The organism is Chryseolinea lacunae (genome assembly GCF_016735595.1).
Classification (GTDB): domain Bacteria; phylum Bacteroidota; class Bacteroidia; order Cytophagales; family Cyclobacteriaceae; genus Chryseolinea; species Chryseolinea lacunae.
The window spans coordinates 94,647-111,215 of sequence record NZ_JAERRB010000017.1 but is presented as its reverse complement, the minus strand read 5'-3'; the positions used below and the strand labels follow the sequence as shown (position 1 = coordinate 111,215).

The following is a 16,569-nucleotide window of genomic DNA, read 5'->3' as shown; positions in this document are numbered from 1 at the left end:
TCGATGAAACGTATACCTATAATATTTGTTAGAGCCGCGCTCATCATGGCTCTTTTGGTAGGATGCACCGACATCTTGAACGAGCAGCCACGGGCCATATACACGCCGGATTATTTTAAGACTGAAAAAGGTGTGTATGGAGGACTAACGGGAATGTATGCACACCTGCGCTATATTTTCGGCAATGCATATTTTTATAACTCAACCCTTACGGGCACGGATGAAGCTACCTGGGGTGCCAGTGGCACAGGGAGTGGTTTTCAATATTTTGATCTTTCCGGTGCGGGGCAGATCACCCCGTCTAACAGTGACGCCAGCAATTTATGGTTTAATGCCTTTCCGAACATTAATACCGCCAACGGCATCATTGAAAATGCCAGCGAGGTTGGTATTTCGGAGGCGTTGATTTCGGAGGCAAGATTTTTCCGGGCATTCGATTACTTTATGCTGGTGCAGACCTTTGGTGGTGTGCCCCTTGACCTGGGTGCGGGAGAATTGAAATTCAATACTTCCGTTTCCAGAACGTCGGCCCGCAATACGGTGCCGGAAGTTTATACGAAAGCTATATTCCCCGACCTGCGTACCGCAGTTGATAATTTGCCCGCGGTGGGTCGTGTGACGGGCGCCGTTACGAAAACCGCTGCGCGTCTCTACCTGGCCAAGGCATACCTTACCTATGCCTGGTGGCTTGAAAACCCCAATGGAATTGCCACATTCCCCACCGCAGACCGGGTTGATCCGGATGGAAAGAATGCACAATGGTATTTCCAGCAAGCCTATGATGTTGCAACAGCAGCCATCGGCGATCCCGGAGCCTTTGGTTTGATGAGCACGTACTATGACGTTAACCTGGGGAAAAATGATCGCAACAAAGAAATGCTACTGTATGCCGATCATACCCAGACCAGTGAACTCTACAATGGATCGAGCTTGACTTATGCGGGTGGCGGCGATGCGGATAATTTTGCTGTTTGGATGTTGACATGGTCTTATCCGACCATTACAAGTTCGAAGACAAATTGGAGTTCTCCTCAGACGGTGAATTCGGTGCAGCGTGAAGCGGCACAAGGCTTGGGACGTCCGTGGGTGCGCATGGCTCCCCCTCACGGCGTGTTTACAAACACCTTCGCGGACAAGACAAACGATTCGCGCTACGACGGCACCTTTGCCACCGTATATCGCGGAAACTGGCCCAAGGCCGGCGTCACGAACCCCACTTTGTTTAACGCAAACAATATGGAAGTTGCACCCGGTGAAGCCATTCTGTCATTTCTTGATGATGAACCGGGCACTGCTGTCGATTACTCCAACGCGGTCTATAAGAGCAGTGTAGGCGCAGGGGTGTTGCCGGGAAGGGCTGACTATGTTGTGGCCCCCAGTGGCATAAGCCGGCTGGTGTATCCGGGGCTTTGGAAAATGGGCACCTATCGCACGGACAATGGCACGGGACTGGGGCAACCTAACGCTGCCAATACACGCCCGTTCAACATAGCGAAGTTCTCCGAGCTTTATTTCATTGCTGCCGAAGCCGCGGTGAAGGGAGCCGCTACCACCGCCGGCAAAAGCGCCTACGACCTGATTAATGTGATACGTGCCCGTGCAGGCAAATGGCGTTGGGACAACAACGGAAATGTGGAAAAAAATGAAGACAACAGTGCAGCCATGATTGCCGCGACGCCGGTCACGATCGACATCAATTATATTCTGGCAGAGCGTTCGCGTGAATATTATGGCGAAGGTTACCGCTGGTACGACCTGGTGCGCACGCAGACGTGGCAGGAGATCGCCGCTACCTATACGATATGTGGGCCCACGGTTGGTGATCATACAAAGTCGACCGTGACAAGGTCTATTGAAGATTTTCATTACCTGCGGCCGATCCCTCAAGGCCAGCTTGACAATATGAATATGACCCCCGATGAAAAGGATGCCTATCAGAATCCGGGGTATCGAACAAATGGCTAAGGGAATGCCAAAGGATACACTTTTCGTATAGGGTTAAGTGTCAGTTAGGGTGGGGTTGCTCGGATATCTGAGTAACCCTTGCCCTTTTTTGATGCATGGGTCATTGTTGAGTGTACTAACCTTATCAAAGGCAGCAGTAGTCAGAATGACTTGTGATTTTTGGAACGCGGAAAAAAAAAGGATTACCGTCCGGAGCTAGCCCGAAATGGTGGATATTCGCATTTGCAGTTTCAGGATAGCGAAGATCGCGATGGAATGTTTTACATTCAGGGACCACGTGGACCAAACAGACGGTCACACTACACACTATTAAATAGCCTGGCACTGTTCTCAAAATCAGTTTGCGGGCCTGATCTTTAAAGACCGGGATAACTTAAAAAAATAATTTACGATACATAGAAGATAACCTTGAGAAACGAACCCATGAAGATGTTGAGAATTTTAATGACAGCCTTTCTAATGATGGGGCTGTGTGCAGAGGGTGCGCTTGCACAATCGACCACTGTAATCAATCCGGTGCTGGCGGGCTTTTATCCAGATCCCAGTGTGTTGAAAGTAGGTCCTGATTATTATCTGATAAATTCAACCTTCGCCTATTTTCCCGGCATTCCCGTTTTTCACAGCAAAGACCTTAAGAACTGGAAGCAGATCGGAAATGTGATTAGCCGGCCGTCGCAAATGAATTTCATGGGCCACCGGATGACGCGCGGGTTATTTGCACCCGCTATAGCGTATCACAACGGAACGTTCTACGTTACGTGCACCCTTATTGACAAAGGTGGAAACTTTGTTGTTACGGCAAAAAGTGCAGCAGGTCCTTGGAGCGATCCCGTTTTTTTGCCGGAAGTACGTGGCATAGATCCATCGCTATACTTCGACGGAGACAAGGCCTACATTATTTACAATAGCGACGCGCCCGAAAACAAGCCTCTTTATCCGGGGCATCGCACCATCAGGATGTACGAATTCGACTACAACAATCTTAAGGTGACGGGAGAGGAGAAGACGCTCGTTAATGGTGGCGTGGACCTCAGCAAAAAACCTGTATGGATAGAAGGACCGCATTTCATAAAGCGGAACGGTTGGTATTATTTGTATGCAGCGGAAGGCGGAACGTCTGTAAATCATTCAGAAGTTGTTTTCAGAAGCAAGTCGATCTGGGGAGCTTTCGTTCCTTACGAGCATAACCCCATACTCACGCAGCGTGATTTGCCAGGCGACCGCAAAGATCCGGTCACTTCGGCGGGTCATGCGCAATTTGTTGAAGGACCAGACGGCAAAACGTATGTTATCTTTTTGGCCGTTAGGCCGTATGCTGGCGATTACTACAACACAGGAAGAGAAACGTTTCTGGCGCCGGTGTCGTGGAAAGATGAATGGCCCGTTGTTGACCTGGGAGGCACAGAAATTCCGTACAAATTTCCAGTGAACTATAAAGAGGTTAAGCAAAAAGATGCCCGCCCGCAGAGTGGAAATTTTGAGTACGCCATAACTTTTGAAAAGACGCTTGACCCGGCCCTTTTGTTTTTGCGAACATGCGACAGTAGCCGATTCAGCCTTGACAAGACGATCGGTCTTACGCTGAAACTTGCGCCGGAAACAGTTATGGGACTTGGCCATCCCACGTTCATTGGAAAACGCCAGCAACATCTATTCTGCCGGACAGAGACGGACGTTAGCTTTTCTACGAAGGCCGATAACGAGAAAGCGGGGCTTATGATTTTTCAGGACGAAAAGCATTTCTATTACCTATGTAAGTCGGCCGATCGGGGAAAGCCAGTGTTGCAACTGTTCAAAAGTAATCCCGAAGTGGATACGATGGATTTGCTAACGCAGGTTCCGTTGCCGGGTGACAGTGAAAAGGTTTTCTTTCGCATCGATTCCCGTGGTGATCACTATGATTTTTATTTTGGATTAAAGCCGAACCAATGGACGCTGTTGAAAGATAACCTTGATGCTACATTCCTGAGTACGCGCGTTGCCGGAGGGTTTATTGGATGTGTTTTTGGTTTGTATGTCACTTCGTCGGGGAAAGAGACTGCAAACCGTGCGTCATTCAAGGAGCTTCGTTACAGGGGCAATGATCCAATGTATAAATGAATACAACACGCGCAGGCGCCTGGTGTTTGATTGATAGCGCTAAAAATTAAGAGACATACGACTTTAGTTATATGAGATACTATCCGAAAGTTTTCCTTAGTGTTATGCTGCTTGCCTGGCTTTTCTTCGCTACGCCGTTGTCGGCACAGGAAAGACATGCTCAGAACCCGGTCATCTTTTCGGATGTTCCGGATATGTCAATGGTGCGTGTAGGGGATGTGTACTACATGAGTAGCACCACCATGCATATGTCGCCTGGCCTGCCGATCATGAAGTCAAAAGATCTGGTGAACTGGCATCTGGTGAGTTATGCCTACGATACACTGGCCAATATCGATGAGCTCAACCTGGCCAATGGCAAAAGTGCGTATGGTCGCGGCTCGTGGGCCAGTAGCATTCGTTACCACAAAGGGGTCTTTTATGTCAGCACGTTTGCTCAGACAACAGGCAAGACGTATGTTTTTTCAACAAAGAGTATTGAGAAAGGCCCATGGAAGGTTTCTTCGTTTTCGCCAGCCTATCATGACCATTCTTTGTTTTTTGACGACGATGGAAAAACCTATATGCTTTACGGAGGTGGCAAGTTAAAGCTTGTGGAACTCAATTCAGATGTGTCGGGAGTAAAGGCAGGTACTTCTGAAAAGGTGGTCATCGAGAACGCCAGCGCGCCGGCCGGTGAAAATGTTGGCCTTCCGGCAGAGGGATCTCAGTTGTTTAAAGTGCATGGTAAGTATTACCTGTTCAACATTGCGTGGCCGAAGGGAGGGATGCGGACGGTCATTGTTCATCGGGCCGATAAAATTACGGGCCCCTACGAAGGCCGTGTTGTGTTGCAGGATAAGGGAGTGGCGCAAGGTGGATTGATTGATACTCCAGACGGAAGGTGGTACGCCTATCTGTTTCGCGACTATGGCGCTGTAGGTAGAATTCCTTACCTGGTGCCTGTTTCGTGGATTGATGGATGGCCTGTGTTAGGGGATGAGGGCAAGGTGCCTTTGTCGCTTGATCTTCCTCCCAGCGAGGGGTTGATTCCGGGGATTGTTGCATCCGATGAATTTGCCCGAAAAAAAGGTGACCGCACGTTGCCCTTGGTGTGGCAATGGAATCACAACCCTGACAATCAATATTGGTCGCTGTCTGCACGTCAGGGATTTTTGCGATTGACCACGGCGCGACTGGATACAAGTTTTCTGCTTGCCAGGAATACCCTGACGCAACGCACCATTGGGCCTCAATGCACCGGTACGACATACGTTGACGTCTCTCAACTGAAAGAAGGCGACTTTGCTGGCTTGGCCCTGTTGCAACAAAAGTATGGGCAGGTGGGTGTGCGCGTAGCTGAAAAGGGTATTAAAAAAATAGTGATGGTTAGCGCGGAGTCTGGACACGCTGTTGAAGTGGAGTCTGTAGCCCTCAGACAAAACACCGTATTTCTAAAGGCAGAATGCGACTTCAGGGATAAAAACGATAGGGCTGATTTTTTCTACAGTCTCGACGGTCGATCCTGGACTCGCATCGGGTCGACATTGAAGATGGCTTACACCATTCCACATTTTATGGGATATCGTTTTGGCTTGTTTAACTATGCATCAACACAAGTGGGCGGCATTGTGGATTTTGATTTTTTCAGGATAGAGGGTCACAAATAAAGAATGTGGTTCTGCTACAATTTTCCTGAAAGGTTACCCGGAAAAATATCAACCGTGATGTAGTGGCGAAAGTAGATGAACTGCCGGGGGAATATTATGTATCAAAGCATGTTTGTCAAGTCCGGACTTCCCACCGTGAACTATTTAGCAGATGGAGTTGGTTTGTCGGCCAATTATCTCAGCGATCGATTGAAAAGAGAAAGGTATGAATGCGCAGGATCGTATTCACTACTTTTTGATAGAGGAAGCGAAGAACCTGCTTCTTGGTTCTTCTAAAAAACAGTAGGTGAACAAGCATTCTCCCTCGGGTTTGAATATCCACAATACTTCTCACAACTTTTCAAACCCAAGACAGGAATGACCCCGCAGGAATTCAGATACATGAATTTGTAGTATATCATTTGGTGCCCACTGAATCACGCCGCTGCTCAAAAAGCCACTCCCACAACCCCGGCGTATTATTCACCTTATCCCAAATGTCGTGACCCGCATTCGGAAACTCCGTATACCGCGGATTGCCGCCGGCTTTTTTCATCCCCTCAATCATGTCGCGCGATTTCTGAACAAGCACGTTCCGATCTTGCCCGCCGTGGAAAGCCCACACCGCCACGCCAACGCTATTGGCGGCAAGGTTTGGATCTTCGCCACCACAGACGGGGATGGCGGCGGCAAACATTTGGGGACGTGTGCAGATGAAGTGCCATGAGCCATAGCCGCCCCGCGACACGCCGGTGACGTAGCGACGGGTTTGGTCGATGGTGTTAAGTTCAGCTTCGAGGGCGAGGATGGCGTTGAAGACCAGGGTGTCGATTGTGGGGTAGTGGGGGATGCCGCCCCAGCCAGAGCCTTCGGGGCAGCGGGGCACGAACAGGAAGGCCGGATGTTTTGTGCGGTTGCCCTGTGAAAGCAACGCCTGCGCTGGCGGACAGCCTCTGACCCCGCTGTTGTAGGGAAGGCAGACTACCAACGGATATTTCTTTTGGGGATCGGCATTTAGAGGTGGCAGCAGTTGGTAGTGCAGGGTGTCGCCGCGGGAGCCAACAAAGGTGCGCGATTGAAACAGCTTGCTCCATTCTTTGTCTTTTTGGTCGAGGTGTTTTTCCCAGGCAAGCTTGCCGTGGGTTTCGTTGGCCAGCACAGCGCCGAAAACAAACGTGAGCATGAAAGCCAGTGTGCCGGCAATGGACCAGAAGCCGTTGAATGTTTTGTCGGGTTGCCAGTCTGAATTTTCGGGTGGCAGCGCTTTGCTTTCGTTCCAGAAAATGACAATGAAAAACAGCGGCGTGAGATCGTAGAGGAAGGATAGCCCTTGCGTGATGCTCTTCAGCGTGTTTCTGACACTGATGTTGGGAGAGACGTTGTAGGAAAGAATGGCTGTGGCAATAGCGATGGCCAGGATGAGCATGAGCAGACCAGCCGTGAACAGCAAACGATTTTTGCGAGCGCCCGAAAACACCAGGCTTGCCGCGGCAACGGAAGAGGCCACCACAGCGAGCACGAAGGCGGGCACTGCGAAGGGCACAAACTGCGCGGGCGAAACGATTATGGCATAGTTGAGCAGGAGGTAGGCCAGGCTCACGACTATGCTGATGGTGCCCGTGATGAACGCAACCCTATAGTGTTTGGCCTGATAGTATTTCAGAACAAAGAATGTTGCCAGCGCTGCATTGGCACCATAGCTGAAAAGCCAGGGACCAAAGGTGTTGAGGCGGGTGATTTCGTCGCCCAGCTGAAAACGGATGAGGTGCTGAAAGAGCACAGCCACCACCAGCAAGGCTATGAAAAAGATGCCCCTATGGTAGAACGCCCGTTTCATTGACGGCCGGTGGCAAGTTGGATGGTGGTGTGAATTTGGTGCACTGACTAAAGATAACGAAAATCTGCTTATCGTTTTCGGGAGCGAATCTTGGCGGGTCGTATCACCCTTTTGGGTAATTGACAGCCGTTTGTGTGTGCCTTAATTTGGCGGTCTATTTTTCTCACCACAAACACTCACCGTAAACACCTTTCTTTTACTTTATGAACAAGCGCATTCTACTGATCATGCTCGTGTTGAGCCTGGGGATTTTTTATGGTTGTGGCAACGATCCTGATCCGGCTTCGGATGCACCCGATTTTAGCCTATCCACCACGTTGGTGACCGACCTCACGGCCATTAGCGCCTCGAGCGGCGGCACGATTCTGAGCGACGCGGGCTCGCCCATTACGGCGCGTGGTGTGGTGTGGAACACGGCGGAGCATCCCGACATTTCGCTGTCTACCAAAACCACCAACGGCACGGGCACCGGCACGTTTTCGAGCACGCTCATTAACCTTTCGCCCGGCACCACCTACTTTGTGCGGGCCTATGCCACCAATGCCCAGGGCACGGGCTATGGCAACGAGGTGACGTTTGTGACACCGGCCGCCAACCTGCCCGTGGTGACCACCGCAGCCGTGACGGCCATTGGGGCGACCGGTGCAACTTCGGGCGGCAACGCGCAGAGCGATGGTGGCAGTGCCATTGTGAGCCGCGGCGTTTGCTGGAGCACGTCGCCCAACCCCACCGTGGCGCTGAGCACGAAGGTGGTTAACGGCGGAGGTACTGGCATTTTTGAGAGCACGGTGGCCGGCCTCACGGATGGCACGCGCTATTATCTTCGTGCCTATGCCACCAACGCCAACGGCACGGCCTATGGCAACGAATTTGTGTTTCAGGCCATGGGCGCGTTTACAAGCCTCGACAATGCCCTGGCGGCCAAGATGAGCAAGTTTAGTGTGCCCGGCATGTCGATTGCCATTTTGCGGAATGAAAAGCTGGTGTATGTGAAATCGTATGGCCTGGCCGACAAGGAAGCACAGCAGGTGGCTACAAACGACAACCTCTACAGGATTGCCAGCGTGTCGAAACCGCTCACGGCCGTGGCCATTCTGAAGCTGGAGCAGGAGGGGAAGTTGTCGGTGAGCAACACGGTGTTTGGTGCGAACGGAATTCTGGGAAATGATTTTGGTGCGCCGCCCGCGGGATCAAACAAGGAGCTGATCACCATTCAGCACCTGCTGGACCACACGTCGGGCTGGGTGAATGTGCCGGACGACCCGATGTTTTCGGACAACGCGCGCACGCGCACCGACATCATTAAAGACCTGGTGGCCAACCGTGCGCTGGCGAACCCGGTGGGCACAAAGTATTATTACCTGAACTTTGGCTATTGCGTGCTGGGGCGGGTGATTGAAAAAGTGACCGGCATGGCCTACGACCAGTATATGCAAACCCTGTTTGCCCCCATGGGCATTACCACCATGACGCTGGCGGGCAACACCCTGGCGGAGAGAAAACCGAACGAGGTAAAATATTATCAGAGCGAATATAGTCCCTATGCTATGAATGTTAACCGTATGGATTCGCATGGCGGATGGCTTGCCACGGCAACAGACCTGGCGCGTTTCCTGGTGCGCATTGATCGCAACGGTCAGGTGGCAGATGTGGTGTCGACTGCGGAGTTGAACAAGCTTTATTTTAGTGAAGCTTCGTGGGTTCACTCGGGGTCGCTGCCGGGCACGTCAACTTTGTTTGGGAGAATAAACGACACGTTCAGTTTTGTGCTGCTGAGCAACACGCGCACAAACAACAATGCCGACCAGATTCTGAGCGAGCTCTATAATGTGATGATTAATGAAGTGCCTGCACGCGCAGACTGGCCCGCATACGATTTGTTTTAGAAGACTACTTTTTAGTTAGCGCTGTTGTCTGTTGGTCAAGGCTGCATGTTTCGACGTGCAGCCTTTTGTTTTTAATTCACTTTGAGGTTTGGCAGAAGGGGAGTTGTTTCGACAAGCTCGAGCGATTTAACCATGTCTTTGGTGCCGGTTTTGTATTTTATGAAGTGTGGTGTTTTCAGGTGGGCTTTGTACGCAACAGTGTCGGCATAGATTTCGAGGATGGTGATGTGTGTTGGATTTTGAATTTCGGAAACCGCATACAAGGTTTTGACGCCCGGCTCAAGGCGAAGGGAGCTTTCAATTTCTTCTCTGAGAAAAGCTTTGTAGGGTTCCAGTTGATTGGCGTCGATGACCAGTTTTGCCAGCCTGACCATTTGCTTTTTCTCCTGGGCAAATGTGTTTTGAAATGAGATTAGCAAGATCGACACGATGACGAATGTTTTTATGGATTTCATTCTCTGGTTGTTTTATTGTTTTGCTGAAGGGACCAAGACAAAGCTAGTATTCTTTCCGCTGCTTTGCCACCGGTTCGAAGCGTATTAAAGTAAGGACGACCTTCGGGCAAAATACACCTCTGCAGGCAAATGCGGGTTTGTGTGTAGACCTGAATGTCGTGTTCGCGTTGGCATGATGCCTACACGAGTCCCCAAGTTGTCCGTGGATTTTATTCCCCTGTGCGCTCTAGGCGGTGTCTACGTCCTTATAAAGGCGGGTGTGTGACCGGCATAGTAATTGTGATTTGATGGCTGTAAGGGTCGCCTTGCTGTCGGAAGGCATTTACAGGTATGTCCATCCGACTTCCACACTAAATCAAATTTCTAACTCTAAAAAATCAACTACTATGATATCAACAACGGAAGTTAAGATTGAAAAAGATCTGGCACATAAACAGATCACCGTTTCCACACACTTCAATGCAAAACCGGAAGCCGTGTGGCAGGCGTGGACAAAGAAAGACATTCTCGACAAGTGGTGGGCACCCAAGCCCTGGCATGCCGAAACCAAGAAACTGGAATTTCAGGAGGGTGGCTCTTGGCAATATGCCATGGTAGGCCCCGAGAACCAGCGGCAAAATGGAAAATTTCTGTACACAAAGATCAACGCGCCCAAGAGTTTTGAAGCAACGGATTTGTTTACAGACGAAAAAGGGTTTACCGACGATTCGCTTCCTCAAATGCACTGGAAATGTGAATTCAGATCTTCGGGCGCAGGAACAGATGTGAAAATCTTGGTCACGTCAAAAACCGATGGCGCACTGGAGAAAATTCTGGACATGGGTTTTGAAGAAGGATTTAAAAGCGCACTAGGAAACCTGGAGGAATATTTAGAAGAAAACAGGTAGCCTTTTTCTATTGATATATACTGAAAAGCCAGGTTTATTTGCCTGGCTTTTCTGTTTCAGATTAGCCGGTCGCGGTGTCGAAACACCACTGGCGCGATTTGAATGATGTGGAGATGTGTATCGATGACGCCGTCGTGTCTTAATAATAACACCACCGGATTGGCCGCGACAAAACGTATTTCGAAACGGGTCCATACTTGGTTTGATAACTCAGCTTGTCGTCGGAGTAGGTGGAGGCAAGGGTCTCTGAATCTGAGAAAGTGGTCACTACTTTTATGAGCGGGCACCCGGGGCATTCGAGCTGCGGAGAAAAGCCGGATGCCAAGCGGGTGGCATGGTTGTAGCGCACGGCAAAACGATTTTCAAGTCGATCGCGGTTGTAGTAGGTGTCGATTGTTTTGGTTATTCTTCCCGCCTTGTAGTAGCAGCGCGAACTTGAAATGGCCGTTTCCACCAGCCATTCTCCATCGGGCTTGTCGCGCACGTAGGACGATTGATACCGAAAGGTGATGGGGCGCATCTTGCCATAGAATGAGATGCTGTCGTGAACAATGTATTTCCATTGTCCCGTCCGAAGTCCGTTCTCCATGGTGATAGACTCTTCGAAGCGATCATTTTTTGAATTGAATTGTCCACTCTTTGGCAGCTTCAGGTCGGCCTTCACCAACCTGAGAAAATCTTTCAGCTGCCGAATTCCGGCGCCATCCTGAACGCGCCTGTACAACTGCACTTCCGAATGCCTGAACGGGTTGTCGAGTATGTCGGGCAAGTCATCCTGAAATTTTTTATCAAAATAGTCCAGGTGCGAACGGTATCGGAAATGCATGCCGTGTTCGAGAAAAAACTTTTCGCGTTTAATGTTTTGTTCGTCGAGATAGCGGATGCCATTGGTGAGGCTTTCGATGATGAAATTTTTCTCGTGGTAGGAATAGGTGTTCCACTCTTTTAAAATGAGGGGTTGAAGTTTTTGGTAGACAATTTTATAGGCAAATTCGGAGTTGAATATTTTGACGGCAACCTTGCGCCATCGTTTGATCTCGGCGATGTTGATGTCGACCTGGTCGTCGCATTGTTCGAATCGCATGGGCTGCGTGCGAACGATGTCTTGAAAGGTTGCCAGCAACGCGTTGAAAAACAGGCTCAGCTCGCGCTCATAGGTTTCGTCGACAATTTTTTCGGAAGCGGTCAGCAGCGAATCTCTGATGTTGAGTGCCCGGGCCAGGCGATCCATTTCCAACCGGAGCGAATCTTGTTTTTGTGCGGCTGTTTCCTGGAATTGGGTGGAGAGTGTGTTCAGGGCATAGTAGGCTGCGGCGGCCAGCAACGCAAAGGCTGTGAAGATCAGGACAGTCCTGGTTCTGGTCATGGTTTTTTGATGACCAAAAGTTCGCGCAGACCCTCCATCTTGGTTTGAAGCACAATGGTTCTGTCGTTGATGGCAGCGGTTTTGTTGCTGAGCTCTTCAATTTTCAGGATCAGTTCTTTTTTGTCTTCAGGCCCTCTTGCCTTCAGGCTTTCGATGTCCTCTTTCATGTTGTCGAATTTCGAATAGAGCAATCCGCAGGTGAACGAGAATCCCACAACGGTGATCATGGTTTGCAGGGATAGCATGACCTTCCATTTTTTCCATTCGTCTGGATTGATTTCGAAGATCTTTTCGGGGGATGCTGTCTTTTTCATAACCGTATTTTTTAGATCCGCTAAAACAGGGCTGGCCAGGAATGCCAACGAGAAATTGACTTGCAACCGAATATACTAAATTTTCGGAAGACACCGGGCGTGTACAGGCCGGATACTGTTGAGGCAGGATATGTGTGTGCGCTGAAATACTGGATTCCAGGTATGAGGTTAAACACAATGTGCCGGTCTCCTGGCGGCAAGAGTGTCCATCCAAATGTTGCATGGCTTGGTAATTCTGGTCCAATCCCAAAGATTTACCTGGCTTTGCATCACAACTACAAGCTGTGGTGGCCGGGCATAGGTTCCTTTGCGGGAAACTAATTAATCAACTCAGTTATGAAAAAAACTCTCATGCTTCTCTACGGGATTGTTTCGTATGCAATCTTTTTTGGAACGTTTTGTTATGCCGTCGGCTTTGTCAGTTCATGGTTTGTGCCGAAGCATATCGACAGCCCGCCGCAATCGGGGTTGGGCTTTGCGTTGCTGGTCAATGCCGGGCTTCTGTCGTTGTTTGCCGTGCAGCACAGTGTTATGGCCCGGCCCGCGTTTAAGCGCTGGTGGACGCAATTTGTGCCGGCCCCCATTGAGCGGAGCACCTATGTGCTACTGGCCAGCCTGTGCCTGATTTTGCTGTTCTGGAAATGGGAACCCATGGGCGGCGTGATCTGGTCCGTAGAATCGGAAGGGGTGGCCACGGTTTTGAAATCGCTTTCCATGCTGGGCTTCGGCATTGTTTTGGTGAGCACGTTTCTGATCAACCACTTCGACCTGTTTGGCCTGCGCCAGGTGTGGTTAAATTTCACGGGCGAAAAATATACGGACCTGCCTTTCCGGACGCCGTTCTTTTATAAGTATGTGCGCCATCCCCTGTACCTGGGATTTATGATTGCCTTCTGGGCAACACCCGTGATGACGGCCGCGCATTTGTTCTTTGCCGTGATGACCACCGGCTACATGCTGACGGCCATCCAGTTTGAGGAACGCGACCTCACGGCGCACTTTGGTGTAAAGTATAAAGAATATAAACGTTCGGCGCCGATGCTGATTCCGTTCACCAAAGCATCGAAAGCTAAACAGGAAAACCACGACGCGTCGGAAGTGACGGTTTAGAAAATCCCCCAAGCAACACTTCAAAATCTCCTGGCGATTTCCGGGACCGATGGGCAGGTCTGGAAAATTGTCAGGAGATTATTTTTGGTGCCGAGGTGATCATGGAATATTCGGTGGGGGTGACGCCGAATTGTTTTTTGAAACATTTGGTGAAATAGGATTGGTCGTTGAAACCCACCGCATAACCGATCTGCGTGATGATGTCCACCTTTTGGCGGATCATTTCGGCGGCGCGTTTCAGGCGAATGTCTTTGATGAAGTCGTTGGGTGAAAGACCGGTGAGGGCTTTGATTTTGCGAAGCAATTGTGTGCGGCTCAGGTTCATTTCTTCGGCCATTTGTTCGACCGTGAAGGTGTAGTCGCCCAGGTTGGTGTCGACAATGGTGCGGGCCTTGTCGAGAAACTTGTCGTCGAGCGAGGCTTCGGGTGCAGGAGTGGGCGCGACCAGTATTTTTTCACGAAACTTCAGCGCCAGTTTTTTGCGCTGGCTGATGAGGTTGTCGATGCGCACCAGCAGCTCGTCGGGTGAAAACGGTTTGGTGAGGTAGTCGTCTGCGCCGGTTTTGAGTCCCTCGATGCGCGCTTGGGTTTCGTTTTTTGCCGTGAGCAAAATAACCGGGATGTGGCTGGTGCGTTCGTCGTCTTTCATTTTTTTGGTGAAGGCCATGCCGTCCATCCGCGGCATCATGAGGTCGCTGAGCACCAGACTGGGAACATATTTCAACGCAATTTGCAATGCCTCTTCGCCGTCGCTGGCCGTCAACACGGCGTAGTTGTTGTTTTGCAAAGTGGCCGCCATAAATTCGCGCAGGTCGGTGTTGTCTTCAATGACCAATATGGAATCTTTGTTGTGAAGAATGGATTGTGTTGTGGTGGCGTTGCTGTCGGGGTGAATGGTTTGATGGCCGATGTGAAAAGGAGAGAAGGCATCGCGGTCGTCCACCACCACGCTGGCAGGAAATGAATCTTTGCTCACGGGAATCGTTGCCGTGAGCGTTGTGCCCTGGCCGGGTTCGCTTTGCAGCACGATGGTGCCATTGTGCAACTTCACCAGTTCTTTCACCAGGGGAAGACCAAGCCCCGTGCCCTGTTGCTGCGAGGCTGCCTGTTTGGTTTGATAGAACGCGGAGAATACATGCTCCTGTTCTTCGTGGGGAATGCCCGTGCCCGTGTCGGTTACGACAAGTGAAAGATGCTGGTGGTGAACAAGCGTGGCCGAGAGCGTGACGGTGCCGCCGGCGGGGGTGTATTTGAATGCGTTGGCCACGAGGTTGGTGACAATCTTTTCGGTTTTGTCCTGGTCGAACCAATAGGCTTTGTCGTCGAGGTTGATGTCTCGCACAAACTCAATTTGTTTATACTGCGCCAGCGATTCGAACGATTCGGTGATGGCCACCAGAAATTGTTTGAGTTCGCCCGCGCGGATGTGCAATTCCATTTTGCCCGACTCGAGCTTGGAGAGATCAAGCAGCTGGTTTACCAGTTCCAGCAGCCGGTTGGCGTTTCGCCTGATCAGGACCAGGTTCTTTTTTCCAGCGGCCGGCTGTTTCTTTTTCAACTCATTTTCCAAGGGGGCAAGAATGAGCGTTAGCGGTGTGCGAAACTCGTGCGATATGTTGGCAAAGAAACCGGTTTTGAATTTGTCGACCTCTTTCAATTTGTCGTTGAGCAGTTGCTGGATGTTGAGCAGTTGTTTTGTTTTTTGTGTGCGCGACCGTTGCAGGCGGTAAATAAGCAATGCGATGGCCAGGGCAAACACCACGCCGCCCATAAGCACATTGCGCCAGATTTGCTGTATGCGTTTTTCCTGTTCGAGGAGCCGGATGGTCTGGTCTTTCTTTTCGGTTTCGTGGCGTGTTTCGAGCGCGGCAATTTCGCGGGCATTTTCCAACCCATAGAGACTGTCTTTGAGATTGAAATATTTTTTCAGGTAGATCCTGGCTTCGTCGATGTGGCCGGTTTTTGTTTTGATATCGATGAGGCCGGTGTAGTTTTCCAGCAGGGCGCTGCGGGTGCCAAGCGCCAGGCTTATTTTTTCGGAGCGTTTAAATTGTTCTTCGGCGTGGGCAAAGTCGTTCAGGTTCATGTAGTACATGCCCATGCGTGTGCGTGTCAGCATCTCTGCGCTTTTGTTTTTGAACGACATGGCGATCTGCAGGGCTTCATCCAGGTAGAGCTTTGTCTTCTCGCGTTCTTCGTCGCGGTTGATGTAGTAGAGCGCGATGTTGGTGAGCAGAAGGTTTTTGATGGACACATCTTTGCGGTTGGCGAGGTGGCGAAGGCCCATCTCATAGAAGCGCATGGCCTCCTTGCCGTCGTTGCGTCTGCGATAGTGATTCCCCAGGTGATTGCAGGCGCGGGCAATGCCTTCGGCATGGTTTAGGTCGAGCGCGAGGGTGAGGCCGCGCTGGGTAAAGTCTTCGGCCTTCTTGTTGTCCAGCTCGGTATAGACCAACCCCAGCAACAGGTTGGCTTCCATCATGCCCTTTTTATAGTGTGCAGCATCGCCGGTTTGCAAGGCCCGCAGACCGTATTCGATGCCCTTTTCGGGAGCCGGTTCGAGCCAGGCAAGGAGGCCCAGCACAACATAGGCGTCGCAGATGCCCGGAGCGTAGGTTTGGTCTTGCGAAAGACGCAGCGCCTCATGCACATAGGCCGTGGCCGAGTCGGGAAACGACACCCTGATCTGGTAGGCAAGGCCGTTGAGGGCGTCGATGCGTTGTGTGCCCTGCAGTGTTCCTGAAGAAAGCATCACCTTCAGGCTATCGGCAGCAGGCTGCGCCCATGCCCAAAGCGGCATTAAAAGCATGATGAGGAACGCTTTCTTCATAGTATGGTAATCGTTTCCTAAAGTTAACCCGAAGAACAAAGGCGAAATCGGGTGGCTTTGATAAATACCAGGCATTGTATCATAACTACCTGGTTTCTTCGAGACAGCCCGACCGCTGCGGATTGCACCGGACGGTGCGCCATGAACGTGTTCGGTTGCCCGGGCGCCTTTGCGCCTAAAAATTTACGAGG

Annotated in this window: 11 protein-coding genes and 1 pseudogene; 7 read left to right on the top strand and 5 right to left on the bottom strand. The window is 50.7% G+C overall.

Annotated elements, in window-relative coordinates; all coding sequences use genetic code 11:
* The first annotated feature begins 3 nt into the window (after window positions 1-3).
* The 4 genes and pseudogenes from JI741_RS30335 to JI741_RS33185 form a co-directional block, all read left to right on the top strand.
* Window positions 4-1,965 (top strand): RagB/SusD family nutrient uptake outer membrane protein, encoded by a 1,962-nt coding sequence (locus JI741_RS30335; protein ID WP_202016072.1) that lies wholly within the window; start codon window positions 4-6, stop codon window positions 1,963-1,965.
* Window positions 1,966-2,394: 429 nt separating this feature from the next.
* Complete coding sequence (locus tag JI741_RS30330; protein WP_202016123.1) at window positions 2,395-4,065, top strand: glycoside hydrolase family 43 protein; 1,671 nt, start codon at window positions 2,395-2,397, stop codon at window positions 4,063-4,065.
* Window positions 4,066-4,169: 104 nt separating this feature from the next.
* Complete coding sequence (locus JI741_RS30325; RefSeq protein WP_236676356.1) at window positions 4,170-5,714, top strand: glycoside hydrolase family 43 protein; 1,545 nt, start codon at window positions 4,170-4,172, stop codon at window positions 5,712-5,714.
* 291 nt (window positions 5,715-6,005) lie between these two features.
* Window positions 6,006-6,107 (top strand): annotated as a pseudogene (locus JI741_RS33185) (AraC family transcriptional regulator); the annotation flags it as partial.
* 4 nt (window positions 6,108-6,111) lie between these two features.
* On the opposite strand, the gene JI741_RS30315 reads toward JI741_RS33185, so the two are convergent.
* Window positions 6,112-7,530 (bottom strand): carboxylesterase family protein, encoded by a 1,419-nt coding sequence (locus JI741_RS30315; RefSeq protein WP_202016068.1) that lies wholly within the window; start codon window positions 7,528-7,530, stop codon window positions 6,112-6,114.
* Between the two features lie 203 nt (window positions 7,531-7,733).
* Between JI741_RS30315 and JI741_RS30310 the strand changes: the two genes are divergently transcribed.
* Window positions 7,734-9,416 carry a serine hydrolase domain-containing protein gene (locus tag JI741_RS30310; protein ID WP_202016067.1) on the top strand — a complete coding sequence of 561 codons (1,683 nt, stop codon included), beginning with the start codon at window positions 7,734-7,736 and terminating at the stop codon, window positions 9,414-9,416.
* A 71-nt stretch (window positions 9,417-9,487) separates the two neighbouring features.
* Here the strand turns inward: JI741_RS30310 and JI741_RS30305 are convergent, their stop codons facing one another.
* Window positions 9,488-9,871 (bottom strand): putative quinol monooxygenase, encoded by a 384-nt coding sequence (locus tag JI741_RS30305; RefSeq protein WP_236676349.1) that lies wholly within the window; start codon window positions 9,869-9,871, stop codon window positions 9,488-9,490.
* A gap of 386 nt (window positions 9,872-10,257) precedes the next feature.
* Here JI741_RS30305 and JI741_RS30300 point away from each other — a divergent pair, with 386 nt between their 5' ends.
* The gene (locus tag JI741_RS30300; protein WP_202016066.1) at window positions 10,258-10,758 is read left to right on the top strand and encodes an SRPBCC family protein; all 501 of its coding nucleotides are present in this window, start codon (window positions 10,258-10,260) and stop codon (window positions 10,756-10,758) included.
* Between the two features lie 139 nt (window positions 10,759-10,897).
* Here the strand turns inward: JI741_RS30300 and JI741_RS30295 are convergent, their stop codons facing one another.
* Both JI741_RS30295 and JI741_RS30290 read right to left on the bottom strand, forming a co-directional pair.
* Window positions 10,898-12,124, bottom strand: a complete 1,227-nt coding sequence (locus JI741_RS30295) for an alpha-amylase family protein (protein ID WP_202016065.1) — start codon at window positions 12,122-12,124, stop codon at window positions 10,898-10,900.
* Entirely contained in the window at window positions 12,121-12,438 is a 318-nt protein-coding gene (locus JI741_RS30290) for a hypothetical protein (RefSeq protein ID WP_202016064.1), read from the bottom strand. The genes JI741_RS30295 and JI741_RS30290 overlap by 4 nt, the downstream gene beginning before the upstream one ends.
* A 336-nt stretch (window positions 12,439-12,774) precedes the next feature.
* Between JI741_RS30290 and mddA the strand changes: the two genes are divergently transcribed.
* On the top strand, window positions 12,775-13,548 hold the full coding sequence (gene mddA, locus JI741_RS30285; RefSeq protein ID WP_202016063.1) for a methanethiol S-methyltransferase: 774 nt from the start codon (window positions 12,775-12,777) through the stop codon (window positions 13,546-13,548).
* A gap of 70 nt (window positions 13,549-13,618) precedes the next feature.
* Here mddA and JI741_RS30280 read toward each other — a convergent pair whose 3' ends face one another.
* Window positions 13,619-16,378, bottom strand: a complete 2,760-nt coding sequence (locus JI741_RS30280) for a response regulator (RefSeq protein WP_202016062.1) — start codon at window positions 16,376-16,378, stop codon at window positions 13,619-13,621.
* Window positions 16,379-16,569: the final 191 nt, after the last annotated feature.

Excerpts from the sequence above, each read along its gene's own strand:
- JI741_RS30330 (WP_202016123.1), top strand. The coding sequence starts at position 2,395 with ATGTTGAGAATTTTAATGACAGCCTTTCTAATGATGGGGCTGTGTGCA.
- JI741_RS30290 (WP_202016064.1), bottom strand. The coding sequence starts at position 12,438 with ATGAAAAAGACAGCATCCCCCGAAAAGATCTTCGAAATCAATCCAGAC.
- mddA (WP_202016063.1), top strand. The coding sequence starts at position 12,775 with ATGAAAAAAACTCTCATGCTTCTCTACGGGATTGTTTCGTATGCAATC.
- JI741_RS30305 (WP_236676349.1), bottom strand. The coding sequence starts at position 9,871 with ATGAAATCCATAAAAACATTCGTCATCGTGTCGATCTTGCTAATCTCA.
- JI741_RS30280 (WP_202016062.1), bottom strand. The coding sequence starts at position 16,378 with ATGAAGAAAGCGTTCCTCATCATGCTTTTAATGCCGCTTTGGGCATGG.
- JI741_RS30295 (WP_202016065.1), bottom strand. The coding sequence starts at position 12,124 with ATGACCAGAACCAGGACTGTCCTGATCTTCACAGCCTTTGCGTTGCTG.
- JI741_RS30315 (WP_202016068.1), bottom strand. The coding sequence starts at position 7,530 with ATGAAACGGGCGTTCTACCATAGGGGCATCTTTTTCATAGCCTTGCTG.
- JI741_RS30325 (WP_236676356.1), top strand. The coding sequence starts at position 4,170 with ATGCTGCTTGCCTGGCTTTTCTTCGCTACGCCGTTGTCGGCACAGGAA.
- JI741_RS30310 (WP_202016067.1), top strand. The coding sequence starts at position 7,734 with ATGAACAAGCGCATTCTACTGATCATGCTCGTGTTGAGCCTGGGGATT.
- JI741_RS30335 (WP_202016072.1), top strand. The coding sequence starts at position 4 with ATGAAACGTATACCTATAATATTTGTTAGAGCCGCGCTCATCATGGCT.
- JI741_RS30300 (WP_202016066.1), top strand. The coding sequence starts at position 10,258 with ATGATATCAACAACGGAAGTTAAGATTGAAAAAGATCTGGCACATAAA.